General features: G+C 66.5%; 12 protein-coding genes. 7 read left to right on the top strand and 5 right to left on the bottom strand.

All coding sequences use genetic code 11. From position 1 onward, the window contains the following. Positions 1-29 precede the first annotated feature (29 nt). Positions 30-1,733, top strand: coding sequence for an alpha/beta hydrolase (locus tag TVNIR_RS14430; RefSeq protein ID WP_015259801.1), 1,704 nt, complete (start codon positions 30-32; stop codon positions 1,731-1,733). 59 nt (positions 1,734-1,792) lie between these two features. Here the strand turns inward: TVNIR_RS14430 and TVNIR_RS14425 are convergent, their stop codons facing one another. Continuing rightward, positions 1,793-2,824 carry a GlxA family transcriptional regulator gene (locus TVNIR_RS14425; RefSeq protein WP_043739792.1) on the bottom strand — a complete coding sequence of 344 codons (1,032 nt, stop codon included), beginning with the start codon at positions 2,822-2,824 and terminating at the stop codon, positions 1,793-1,795. 158 nt (positions 2,825-2,982) lie between these two features. On the opposite strand from TVNIR_RS14425, the gene TVNIR_RS14420 reads away from it, so the two are divergent. The 5 genes from TVNIR_RS14420 to TVNIR_RS14400 all read left to right on the top strand — a co-directional run bounded on the left by TVNIR_RS14420 (position 2,983) and on the right by TVNIR_RS14400 (position 7,715). Beyond that, positions 2,983-3,273 carry a hypothetical protein gene (locus tag TVNIR_RS14420; RefSeq protein ID WP_015259799.1) on the top strand — a complete coding sequence of 97 codons (291 nt, stop codon included), beginning with the start codon at positions 2,983-2,985 and terminating at the stop codon, positions 3,271-3,273. A gap of 27 nt (positions 3,274-3,300) precedes the next feature. Beyond that, entirely contained in the window at positions 3,301-3,711 is a 411-nt protein-coding gene (locus TVNIR_RS14415) for a carboxymuconolactone decarboxylase family protein (RefSeq protein ID WP_015259798.1), read from the top strand. Between the two features lie 540 nt (positions 3,712-4,251). Next, entirely contained in the window at positions 4,252-5,367 is a 1,116-nt protein-coding gene (ald, locus tag TVNIR_RS14410) for an alanine dehydrogenase (RefSeq protein ID WP_015259797.1), read from the top strand. A gap of 293 nt (positions 5,368-5,660) precedes the next feature. Then, the gene (locus TVNIR_RS14405; protein ID WP_015259796.1) at positions 5,661-6,791 is read left to right on the top strand and encodes a thioredoxin fold domain-containing protein; all 1,131 of its coding nucleotides are present in this window, start codon (positions 5,661-5,663) and stop codon (positions 6,789-6,791) included. A gap of 390 nt (positions 6,792-7,181) precedes the next feature. After that, positions 7,182-7,715, top strand: a complete 534-nt coding sequence (locus TVNIR_RS14400; protein WP_015259795.1) for a DsrE family protein — start codon at positions 7,182-7,184, stop codon at positions 7,713-7,715. A gap of 92 nt (positions 7,716-7,807) precedes the next feature. Here TVNIR_RS14400 and TVNIR_RS14395 read toward each other — a convergent pair whose 3' ends face one another. The 3 genes from TVNIR_RS14395 to TVNIR_RS14385 form a co-directional block, all read right to left on the bottom strand. After that, entirely contained in the window at positions 7,808-9,010 is a 1,203-nt protein-coding gene (locus tag TVNIR_RS14395) for a lytic murein transglycosylase (RefSeq protein WP_043739791.1), read from the bottom strand. 366 nt (positions 9,011-9,376) lie between these two features. Next, complete coding sequence (gene hspQ, locus TVNIR_RS14390; protein WP_015259793.1) at positions 9,377-9,697, bottom strand: heat shock protein HspQ; 321 nt, start codon at positions 9,695-9,697, stop codon at positions 9,377-9,379. 116 nt (positions 9,698-9,813) lie between these two features. Beyond that, complete coding sequence (locus TVNIR_RS14385) at positions 9,814-10,476, bottom strand: O-methyltransferase (protein ID WP_015259792.1); 663 nt, start codon at positions 10,474-10,476, stop codon at positions 9,814-9,816. Positions 10,477-10,724: 248 nt separating this feature from the next. Between TVNIR_RS14385 and TVNIR_RS14380 the strand changes: the two genes are divergently transcribed. Beyond that, positions 10,725-11,993: an O-antigen ligase family protein gene (locus TVNIR_RS14380; protein WP_015259791.1), complete on the top strand. Its 1,269-nt coding sequence runs from the start codon at positions 10,725-10,727 to the stop codon at positions 11,991-11,993. Between the two features lie 12 nt (positions 11,994-12,005). Here TVNIR_RS14380 and TVNIR_RS14375 read toward each other — a convergent pair whose 3' ends face one another. After that, entirely contained in the window at positions 12,006-12,230 is a 225-nt protein-coding gene (locus TVNIR_RS14375) for a hypothetical protein (RefSeq protein ID WP_015259790.1), read from the bottom strand. Positions 12,231-12,261: the final 31 nt, after the last annotated feature.

Raw genomic sequence — 12,261 nt, 5'->3', positions numbered from 1 at the left:
CAATCATGGCCATGCGAGTGCAGGCGAGCATGAGACGGTTGTGGCGATCGCTGTCGGCCACCGGGCTGGTTACGGGCGTGCTGTTCTTCGCGGTATCGCTGACACCCAGCCTGGTTCCCCGGCCCTTTGTGCTTCAAGCACTGCTGTCGGGCGTTGCGCTTGCAGCCGGGTACGGGGTTGGCGTGTTTCTGCGCTGGCTTTGGAGCTACATGGAGCTTCCGGTTCCGCGCGAGTGGGTCCAGGAAATTCTCAAGTGGCCCCTCGCCGCTCTGAGCCTCGGCGTTGCGCTGGTCTTCCTGCTGCAGGCCTCGGCGTGGCAAGACTCGGTGCGCGTGCGGATGGAGATGGCACCGGTGGAGGGCATCCATCTGTTCGGGCTCGGTGCGGCGGCGGTGCTCCTGTTCGCGTTGCTATTGCTGGTGGCGCGTGCGTTCCGCTTCGTTGCACGGCTGCTTGCGCGCAGGTTCAGCCGCGTCGCACCGAGAAGGATCTCGAACGTGCTGGGCGTGCTGGTCGCAGTGCTGCTCTTCTGGGCGCTGGTCGACGGGCTCGCGACGCGCGTGGTTCTCGGCACCTTCGACGCCTCCTTTCAGCAACTCGATGCATTCATCGAGCCCGAGATGGATCCGCCGCAGCACGCCGGAACCACCGGCAGCGACGCCTCCCTAGTGGCCTGGCAGGATCTCGGCCGCCAGGGCCGCCGCTTCGTCGTCGGTGGTCCGGGGCGGCAGGACCTGGAGGCCTTTTCCGGGACGGAGGTGGTTGCGCCGGTGCGTGTCTACGTGGGCCTGAACTCCGCCGAGACGATCGACGAGCGCGTGGCCCTCGCACTCGATGAGCTGAAGCGCACCGGCGCGTTCGAACGGTCGGTGCTCGCGATCATTACGCCGACCGGAACGGGCTGGGTGGATCCGGGTGCTATCGACAGTCTCGAGTACCTGCACCGTGGTGATGTCGCCAGTGTGGCCGTGCAGTATTCGTACCTGCCGAGTTGGCTGACGCTGCTGGTACAGCCGGAGTACGGGGCCGAGACCGCCCGGGAATTGTTCCAGGCCATCTACCAGCACTGGACCGACCTGCCCGCCGACCAGCGGCCGCGCCTGTATCTCCACGGGCTGAGCCTGGGTGCATTGAACTCTCAGCGCTCGGTGGATATCTGGGACATTGTTGGCGACCCGGTGCACGGTGCCCTCTGGTCCGGCCCACCGTTCCGGAGCAGTACCTGGCGCTGGGTGACCGACCACCGCAAGCCCGGGACGCCGGCCTGGCTACCCCGGTTCCGGGATGGTTCCGTGGTCCGATTCAGCAACCAGTACGCCCCGCCGGAGCGCTTTGCTGCCGACTGGGGGCCGCTGCGGATCGTCTACCTGCAGTACGCGAGCGATCCCATCACGTTCTTCGAGCCCGAGTCGCTGTTCCGGGCGCCGGAATGGATGGCCGAGCCGCGTGGCGCCGACGTCTCGCCCAGCTTGCGGTGGTTCCCGGTCGTCACCCTGCTGCAACTCGCCGTCGACATCTTCGCGGCCGACAAGGCGCCGATCGGCTACGGCCACCGCTACGCCACCGAACACTACATCGACGCCTGGCGCGAAGTCAGTGCGCCGCCGAACTGGACCGAGACCGGGATCCAGCGTCTCAAATCCCATATTGGCGACCTGCCGGCTGCTGCCGGGGGAGAAGCGGAACAGCGCCAGGGGCTCGACGCGGTGCGCGCGGATGAAGAGCCGGCATAGTGCACCGTACCTGTAATCCGCCAGCGCAGGCGCGTACCGCCGCGCGGGACTGCGGCGATTCACCTCGACTCGGCGTGCGCCTTGACCGGGAAACGGAATTTTCGGCGGAACTGACCGGGGCTTAGCCGGGTGATCCGCTTGAAGACGCGCCGGAACGCGGCGGTTTCTTCGTAGCCTACCTGCCAGCTGATCTCGTCCACCGGCTGATCGGTACCTTCGAGCAGACGCTTGGCCTTCTCCACCCGCAGATGCTGGAGGTAGCCGATGGGAGTGTGGCCGGTCGCCCGCTTGAAACGGCGATTGAAAGTGGGACGCGGCAACGCACATCGGTGGGCCATCGCGTCGACGGAGACATCCATCAGGTCGCCGTCATCGAGCCACTCCTGGACCTCCAGGATCGCACCGTCGCCATGATCGCTGGCGGGTACGAACGGAACAAAGGGTGCCTGGCTTCTCGAGTCCCAGTGGTACAGCAGGAACTTTCCGATTCCCTGCGCGGCATCGGGGCTGACATGGCGCGCGATCAAGAAGAGGATCAGATCCTGCCAGGAGCTCGCGGCACCGGACATCACGAACTCGCGATTCTTGCCCGCCACGATGAGCAACTCGTCGACACGCAGGCGGATGTTGGGGAAGTTGCGCCGAAAGGTGGGGGCAAAGGCCCAGTGCGTCGTGGTCTCCAGGCCGTCGAGGAGGCCGGTTTCGGCCAGCAGCAGGGCTCCGGCGCAGGCCGAACACAGGTCTGCCCCATTGCCGTGCATGCGCTGCAGCCAATCCACCGTCTCGGGGTGCTGTCCGACCACCCATTCCTGATTTTCGAACAGCATCGATGCGGTGATCACGATATCGGTGTCGTCCACCTCGCGGATGGGGCGGTGGACTTCGAGCGGCAGACCACAGGCGCTGGGGAAGATGCCGCGCTCGGGGCCGACGATCTCGACCTCGAACAGCCGTGCGGTACCGGCATTGGGTCCGTTGACCAGGGCATCGGCGAGCTTCAGCGTCTCGAACAGGCCGTGAATGGGGGTTCCGGTGGACTCTTCGGGGAGCGCAAGCACACTGACGCGCCGGGGTTGGTCCTTCGTCTCCATGGTCGTCAGCCCCGCTGATGAGAATGGACCGTTCCTGATCAGTCTGGCTCTGGCATGGATGACGCGCAAGGCGCATCGTGGAATCCAGGACGAAAGGCGGACGCAAAACGGTCCGCCACGACTCCTGGATACTCACTGCCAAACGCGAGGAGAGGACCATGTTTGTCACCATCGAACATGAGATCCACGACGCGGCGAGGTTCCAGCCGTGTGCTGAACAGGTCTTTCCGCTTCCGGAAGGGCTGCAGGTGCACCTGTTCCTGCCTGCCACCGATCTGAGCCGGGCAGTGGGTCTCTACGAGGCACCATCGCTCGAGCGGCTCCGCGACCACCTGGATCCGACACTCGGGGATGCCAGCACCCAGCGCTACTTTCCGGTCGCCGAGGAGCGGGCGATCGGGTTGCCGGCGTACGACCCCGGTCCGAGCACCGAGCTTGCGGCCGGATGAACACGACAGCCTTCATCGGAGGTCACCATGAAACCGATCATTACGACGACTGCATCCGCCTTGATCATCGCGACGATGGCATTCGTTGCCCCGGTACACAGCGGCGAGGCACCGGCGTTCATCCAGGAAACCTTCCCCGAGCAGGGCGTCACCTCTGCCTGGGAGAGCTACGAGTCCGTGTTCCTGCACCCGGACGCGGCGCTGGATGTGAAGACCAAGGAACTGATCGCGCTGGCCGTTGCGGCGCAGGTTCCGTGTGACTACTGCGTCTACTATCACAACCGGGCGGCTCGGGCGCAGGGCGCCAGTGATGCCGAGGTCAAGGAAGCGCTGGCAGCGGCCGCGCTGGTGCGCAAGTGGAGCACGATGCTCAACGGGTCGCAGTACAGCGACGAGCAATGGCGCCGTGAGGTGGACGCCATGTTTGCAGACGAGTGACGCATCGGCTGCCGCGGCCCTGGCGGCCATCCGCTCGAGGTTGGAACGTGCTGGCGTAACGCGGACACGTCGGCCGGATCGCCGATTCGGGCGGCCACTGGCAGACCCGATTACAAGGGACTCCCCTGCCGTTACCTGTGATGGCGAGCCATCGCCCCTCGAGCATGAGAGCCCCGGCGGGCGCAGGTGGGGAGGGCAGGGCGAAATGGGCTGCAGGCCGGCATCCGCCGTTCCGGCACCGGGGGTGCCCCGACCGTCGCTCAGCCCCCTCCCCCTCGGCGCATGACGCTGGGGGACAGGGCAGCTCGCACAGGGCGTCGGATCGTTCTTCCGGTAGAGCTTTGCGATGGGATGGGTTCCCCTGCCTGGAATTCCCGTGCCGGCGCAGCGTGAAACCATCGTCGATCGATGCGACGGGGCCATCGGTGTGGCTGCTCATCGCAGGTGTAATCGTGGTGCCGGGGAGTGGTCTAGACTGATCGTGGGTGCCAAGGCCGCAGGCCGGCAGGCAAGGGTCGGGCGGTTTGACGGGGGCAGCGCATGATCATCGGGGTGCCGAGGGAGATCAAGAACAACGAGTTCCGGGTCGGGATGACGCCCGCGGGGGTCGCCGAATTCGTCGCTCACGGTCATACCGTGCTGGTCGAGCACGGCGCGGGCGAGGGCTCGTCCTTCCCGGACGAGGACTACGCGGCGGCCGGTGCACGCCTGGTCGGGCGTGCGGCGGAACTGTTCGGCGAGGCCGAACTGGTGGTGAAGGTCAAGGAACCGCAACCCTCGGAAATGCCCCTGCTGCGTACGGGCCAGGTGCTGTTCGCCTTCCTGCACCTGGCCCCCGACCGGTCCCAGACCGAGCGTCTGGTGCGCTCCGGCGCGGTGTGCATCGCCTACGAGACGGTCGAGTTGCCCGATGGCCGGTTGCCGCTGCTGGCGCCGATGTCCGAGGTCGCGGGGCGGATGTCGGCACAGGTGGGCGCGGCACTGTTGCAGCGGCCCAACGGCGGTCGCGGCGTGTTGATGGGGGGTGTCCCGGGTGTGCCGCCGGCCAACGTGCTGATCCTGGGTGCGGGCAGCGTAGGGTGCAATGCCGCCTATGTCGCGCGCGGCATGGGCGCCAATGTGTCGGTGATGGATGTCGACCTGGACCGCCTGCGTCAGCTCGACCGCTTTTGGGGGAACACGGTGCATACCCTGCATTCGAACCGTCACGATCTCGAGCGCCAGGTGTCCGAGGCCGACCTGGTGATCGGCGCGGTGCTGGTGGCCGGGGCGAGAACCCCGGTGCTGGTGACCCGCAAGATGGTCGCGGCGATGAAGCCGCGCGCGGTGGTGGTCGACGTCTCGGTCGACCAGGGCGGTTGCGTCGAGACTTCCCGTCCGACGAGCCACGACGAACCGAGCTTCCTGGCCGAAGACGTGCTGCACTACGCCGTGACGAACATGCCCGGCGCGGTGCCGTACACCTCCACGCTTGCGCTGACCCATGCGACGCTGCGTCATGCGCTGGCGCTGGCAGACCGCGGCTGGCGGCAGGCGGTGCAGGAGGATCCGGCGCTGGCCCGCGGCGTGAACGTGCTTGATGGCCAGATCACCCACCGCACGGTGGCCGATGCGCATGGCATGGACTTCACGTCGCTGACGACCCTGCTGGCCTGATCTGCAGCTCGGGTAGGCAGCGCGCAGGAGAGGGTGGTGGGACGCGTGTTGCCAGCCGCGGCCTACGATCGTTGTTCCGGCCTCGATCCGCGTCTCGAATGCAGCCGGTGGCTTGACGCCGCTCGCCGGCGGGCGTGTGCCGGTGGGTGAACCCCCCGGTCTCCAGCTGCGCCGAGCGCAGCGAGGGACGCGCGCGTCCGGAATGCGGGCGCCCGCGCGGGCGTCTCATTTCTGGTGCCACATCTAGGAGTATCGCCATGAGTCTTGCTCGCTGGTCCCGGCCGAGTCGGGGCATGATCCGTACCACCCGCAGCCGGGTTATGACCGACGGCGGGACGGGGCATGGACCCGGGGTCGCCGGTCGTCACGGAATGCCTCGGGGCATCGTCGCGCTTGCACTGCTTGTGCTTGCCACGCTGCTGCTGGCGACGGCAAGCGACGCCCGCGAGCGCTTGGAGTACCCGGAGTGGTTCGCGCCGAGCCTGTACGATCTGCCGGGCGATCTCGACGACGCGGTCGCGCGCGGGAAGCGAGGCGTCGCTCTGTTCTTCAGCGCCGAGACCTGCCTGCACTGCGTCGCAATGACGCGCAGCACGTTCCAGGATCCGGAAGTCGTGCGGCGCCTGTCCGGACAGTTCGATGTGCTCGCGGTCGATGTCTTCAGTGACGTGGAGATGGTCGGGTTGGACGGCCAGATGTACCGAGCGCGCGAACTGTCCGAGCACGAGCGCGCGACCTTCACCCCGACGCTTCTGTTCGTGGACGCGTCCGGTGAGCGCATGCTGCGCTATGTCGGCTTCGCGGATGCCGAGCGGATGCATCTGATCCTTGGGTACCTGGAGTCCGATGCCTGGCAGCAGGAGTCTTTGCGTGACTACGCGGCGCGGCTTCAGGATCAGGATTCGCGGGCGGACGCCGTCGCGGGTGCTCCGGCTTCCGATACGCGCCTCGCCGGTTTCCAGCAACCGCCGGCCGATCTCGCCGCCCAGCGTACGGCTAATCCACGTCCGTCGCTGGTGCTGTTCGAACGCGATGGATGCGAGGAATGTCGGCGCCTGGGCGAGCAGGTCCTGGCGCATCCAGCGGTACAGGAGGTGCTCGACGGTTTCCACACGCTGCGATTGAACACCGACCGGCCCGGCGTTGCGGTCCTGCCGGACGGCCGCCACGGCAGCGCGGAGGCACTGGCGGCGGAGCTCGCGCTGACCCACCGGCCGGGGCTCGTGTTCTTCGCCGAGGATGGAGAGGAGGCCTTCCGCATGGACAGCACCTGGTTGATTGATCACTCTGGGCAGCTGCCCGACGCGATTCGCCAGGACCTGTTGGAGAGCTTCCTCGCGCGGCTGGAATACGTGTCCAGCGGGGCCTACCGCGACTGGCCGCAGTACCAGCGCTGGCGCGCGTACCGGGACCGCCAGGGTTGACTTTCATGCCCTCGGGTCAGAGGCACCCCGAACGATGACAACGGGCCACGAAAACACACGGAAACCGACAAGAGTATTGAATACGTGTCATTTTCCGTGTTGTCCGTGGCTGTCTTTTCATGCTCGCGTGACCGGCACGCGTAGCGTGTACCTGAGTTCCGTACTCGCCGTCAATTCCGGGAACGAGGCAGGCGTTTGCCCGGATGCCGTCCGCGGGATGGTGTGGGCGCGATCGGTGGAGCCGCCCGTGTGCCTTCCCGGGCTCCCGGACCTACGCTTGGTTCTCGCCTGGCGCAAGGTGCTGGCCCCGGTCCAGGATGATACCGGGAGGGTGGGCCGTCTCTTGGGTAACGCCGGGCCGGCCGGCCCCGGATCAATGGGAGGTGTGTGATGGAGTCAGTGTCCCTGCGCAGGCTGCCCGCGCTCGCGATCCTGCTGCTGGCACTCGGTGCACCCGGGCCCGCGACCGGAAGAGAAGGCGCTTCGGTCGTCCAGCCGGATTACGCAGAGCCCAGGGTTCTGTTCGACTTCTTTTTCGACCACCCCGCAAAGATCGGGCCCGCCCTCTATTGGCTCCGTGGGCTGATCAACCCGCTGCAGGATCGGCCGTTCAACATGGATCCGGAGTTCATGGACATCGTGGTGCTGATCCACGGGACCGAGCTCGTGACGCTCGCACGGCACAACGAACAGCAGTACCAGCAGGCCGTCGATCGCATGCGCTACTACGCACTGCTGGGGGTCAAATTCCGCGTATGCGGGCTGGCCCTGGAAGACTTCGGCTACACACCCGAAGACCTGCAGCCGTTCGTGGAGGTGGCGCCGTCGGCGATGACGGAGCTGGCCCACTGGCAGCAGCAGGGCTACGCATTGATCACCCCCCAGGTGATGGAACGCCGCGTGCCGCTCGACGAGATACGCTGAGCGGCCGCGCGCCAGGGCGTGGGTGCGTTGCGGGCATCCGCCTGGTGGGCCAAGCGGAGTCTCCTGAGACTATCGGGCATTCAGGGGCACTCTCACAGGTTCTCGGAAGCCGCGATGTCCAGTCGGGCCAGCAAGTTGGGGTCGGGAAAACCGTCGGGAATCATGTCGTTTGCCTGCTGGTAGGCGCGGATGGCATTGCGCGTTGCTGGTCCGAGGATGCCGTCCACCTCGCCGCTGTCGTAGCCCATCGCGTTGAGCGCGGTTTGGAGCTGGATCACCTGCTTGCGCGACATTCTCGGCGCATCGGCAGGCGGCGGGGTGTGCAGACCGCCACCGCCTGCGATCCGGTCGGCCAGGTGACCCACGGCAAGGGCAAAGAACTCGGAGCGGTTCCAGCCCATGATGACGTCGAAGTTGTCATATACCAGGAATGCCGGTCCCCGGTGCCCTGCGGGAAGCAGCAGGGCGGCCTGGATGTCTAGGTTGGCCACGGGTTGCCCCGAGCTGTCGGTGACGCCCGCCCGGCGCCATTCGCCGAGCGATCGGCGCTCGGTACGGCCTGCCTGGCCGTAGTCGAAACCCAGCGGCAGCAGAACCTCGCGTCCCCAGCGATAGGCACCGTCCCAGCCGAGCCCGGCCAGGAAATTGCCGGCGGACATCATCGCGTCCGGAACGCTGTTCCAGAGGTCACGCCGGCCGTCGCCGTCGCCATCCACTGCGTACTGCAGGAATACCGACGGCATGAACTGCACGTGGCCCATTGCACCAGCCCAGGAACCTTTCATCCGCCCCAGCGGAATCGCTCCTTCCTCGATGATATGCAGAGCGGCGATGAGTTCGCCGGTGAAATAGTCCCCCCGGCGGGGGTCGCAGGCCAGCGTGGCCAGCGCACTCGGTACGGAGATGCCACCGAAGTGGCGGCCGTAGTTCGACTCCATCCCCCATAAGGCCAGGAGATAGGCAGGCGGAACACCCGTTTCCGCATGAACGCGGTCGAGCAACGCACGGTGTGCGTGCAGCAGCACGCGGCCCTGGGCAACCCGCTGCGGGGTAACCCGCCGCTCGAGGTAATCGCCGAACGGGGTGGTGAACTCGGGTTGTCGCCGGTCGAAGTCGATGACCCGCTCGAGATGCTCGACCTGGTTCAGCACGTGATCGGCGGTCCCGGGGTCGACACCCTGGTCGACTGCCTTTTCCCGGATTTCGTCGATGCAGGCCTCGAAACCCGGCGTCGCGCCGAGCGCGAGCGGGGCCAGGGCCGCGGACAGGGTCAGGGGAAGCAGGATTTTGATCATCACGGAAGCACCCGCGGTTCAATCGGGAAGGATAAAAGGAGAGTCGGTACACCCGGATACAGCATAGAGCAAGCCGCGAGGACGCACAGAACCGTGTTTCTCCTGCAGAGTGCGGCGTCTCCCGGCAGTCACGATCATTGGGAGACACGCTGCCCCGAACGATGACAAGGGGCACGTAGTGCCGTGACCGTTCCCTTTTCCAAACCCGCTGCTCCGGGCATGCTGCCCCGCGCGCTTCGAGCCGCATCCGACTGTTCGAGATCCGCTTGCGGCAGGCTGCACCGGGCCGGGCAAGCCCGGAACCGGTATGTGGTGGTGTTTACGGATCGCGCGACCCGGTTCGCGGTTTTCCGGGAGCATCCGCGCTCAATGGATCCGGGAACCCGTGCCGCGACCATAACGCCCGTTGACGAAGCGATCGAAATACCGGCCCAGGTCGGGGTGTTCGATCTGCACGCCACTGGTATCGGCTTCGAGGTGGCGTTCGGCCACGTAGGTGCTATGGGTGTCGCCGTCCACTAGGACGTGATACCAGGGCTGATCCCGTGGCGGTCGGCTGCGGGCCACGGCCTCATACCATTCGTCAGAGCCGGCAAAGACCGGGTCCACGCCGACGATCACGCCCCGGTAGCCGAATTTCCGGTGGTGGACGAGTTCGCCCACGCTGAATCGCGTAGCTGCTGTCATCGGGTTTTGCTCCTTCGGGATCGGATGATCCCAGTGCCGGAAAGGTACACGAGACGGTCGCCGGCTTCCGGGCGTGCCTGGAAATCGCGCGACAGCGGTCGGCGCCCTCACGGGTGTCACCGCTTGCGGGCCAGGGTCAGGCCGTCAGCGATCGGCACCAGCGACAGCTCGATCCGCTCGTCCCGATGCAGCTTCCGGTTGAGCCCGCGAATCGCCTCGGTATCGGGATCCTCCACCGAGGGATCGGCGACCTGCCCGGACCACAGCGTGTTGTCGATCAGGACGCTGCCACCGGGGCGCAGCAGGTCCAGGCAAAGTTCGAAGTAGTCCTCGTAGGCGGTCTTGTCCGCGTCGATGAATGCGAGATCGAACCGCCCTGATTCGCCCTGCGCACGCAGCCGTTCCAGAGTTTCCAGTGCCGGGCGCAATTCCAGACGGATACGCGCGGCAACCCCCGCCCGTTCCCAGAATTTCCTGGCGATGTCGGTCCATTCGCGGCTGACGTCACAGGTGACCAGCTCGCCGTCTGCGGGAAGGGCCAGCGCCATTGCCAGCGCACTGTACCCGGTGAACGTGCCGATCTCGAGGATCCGCCGCGCGCCGATGGCGCCTGCCAGCCAGGCCATGAACTGCCCCTGCTCTGGCGCGATTTGGAATCGGGCCTCGGGAAGAAGCGCCGTGCTCTCGCGCAGCCCGGCGAGTACGGGATGCTCCCGTAGCGACACTTGCAGCAGGTACTGGTAGACATTGTCGTTCAGGCCGATCGAGCGATTCGACATCAGCCACTCCGGATGCATGTTCGTGCAGCAGAGGGTAGCAGGGCCGGGGCCCGTCATCGAACCTGCCGGGCGTCACGGCCGACGGTCGGAACGCGTGTCGGGCGGACAATGGCTGCGTCAGGATCCGCTGCCGGGGAATCCCGGCCGGTGAGACTTACCGGCGGCGCGTCGGGTACCATGCGCGGCGCGCCCGACCACCACCCGCCAGGAAGAACGGCCTTATCCGCTCGATCGATGGACGATCTAACATGACATTGAGCCCCCAGGCCGGCCTGATGACGGTTTCGGCACTGCTGTTCCTGATGCTGGCCACTGTGACCAGCACTCCGGTGCGGCCCACCGTCTGGGCTCTGATTCTGCTCGTGTTCGCGACCGCCTACCTGCTGCGCCACCGGGAGGCCCGTGCACTCGCCGGCCTGGATCTTGCCGTAGTCCTGGCGCTGCTGAGCTACCTGTTCACCAGCGTCCCGCACATGATCCGCGAACCCAACGTCTCGTACTACACCGCGGGCCCGCTGGGGATGGCCGCTGCGGTGCCGGTGTACCTGGTCCTTCGTCATGCATTGCAGGATCCGGCGCGCTTGCGGACGGCGCTCGAGTGGGGGCTTGCAGCGGGTGCCGTGGGTACACTGGCGGTGGCGTTGTACCAGTACTTCTGGCTGGGCCATCCGCGGGTGACCAATTTCCTGATGGTAATCAACCTCGGGTTCGTGAACGTGGCGATGCTGTTCCTTGCGCTGGGGCTGATGCGCGGATCGGCGTATCGGCCATTGCTGGCGGTGGCGATGGTGGCCATGACCCTGATCGCGCTCCTCAACGCGACGCGGGGTTCACTGGTCGTGATCCCGCTGCTCCTGGTCGCGTGGGTGTTGCTCAACCGGGATCGCGTGTCGCTGCGGTCGCTCGGCGTCGGGGCGCTGGCCTTCGTGGTGCTTGCCGGTCTCGCGTACAGCGCGATTCCGGCGCTCCAGGATCGGGTCGCCCAGTCGGTGGACGAGGCACGCTTCATCGCTCGCGGAGATCTCGAGAGCCCGATCAGTTCCGGTGACCGATTGGGCCTCTGGATCGCGGCCGGCCACGCGTTCCTGGAAAACCCGCTGACGGGGCTGATGCGGAGCCAGCGGGAGGAGCAGATTGGGGATCTCGTGGACGCCGGCGTGGTTCATTCCAGGGTCGCCGTATTCACCGGGGGACACGCCCACAATCATTACTTCGAGATGCTTGCTTCCACCGGCATCCTGGGGCTGGTCGGGATCCTGGCGTACATGGTCTTCCCGGCGGTGCTGTTCCTGTGGCGTTACCGGCGTGACCGATCGGACGGATTCGCGCTCGCCGGCCTGCTGTTCGTCGCCGCGTTCATGGTCTCGAGCATGACCGAGGTGCCGTTGAAGAAGGACTACATCGCGTTCTTTTACGGGAGTCTCGTCGCCGCGCTGCTGGCGCTGTCGCTGGTGCATCGTGGCAGCGGTCAAGCGCGCACCGCAGTCGCCGGGGACGCGTCCGGCGGGCCGCGGTAACGCTGGCGCCAGTCACCCCGCGAGCCGGGAGTCGATCCAGTCGAAGATGGCGGCCTCCATCACGTTGGCCGCGAGCCCCCCGCAATGCCCGCTCACGCCCTGCTCGGGCCCGAGCCGGAGCAGCGTTTTCGGGGCCTTCAGGGCGTCATGCAGGGCCGTGGATTGGGAGTCGAAGTCGCCCTTCGATTCGATCTGCAGGGCCGCGACCCGGCCACAGGTGCGCATCGGTTCCAGCACGGTCGCTCCCGGAGCCCCTGAATCGCAGGAC

Origin of the sequence: Thioalkalivibrio nitratireducens DSM 14787, assembly GCF_000321415.2 — a bacterium.
In the GTDB taxonomy this organism is placed as follows: Bacteria; Pseudomonadota; Gammaproteobacteria; order Ectothiorhodospirales; family Ectothiorhodospiraceae; genus Thioalkalivibrio; species Thioalkalivibrio nitratireducens.
Note: the sequence above shows the minus strand (reverse complement) of the source record. Positions and strands in the feature narration are given on the sequence as shown.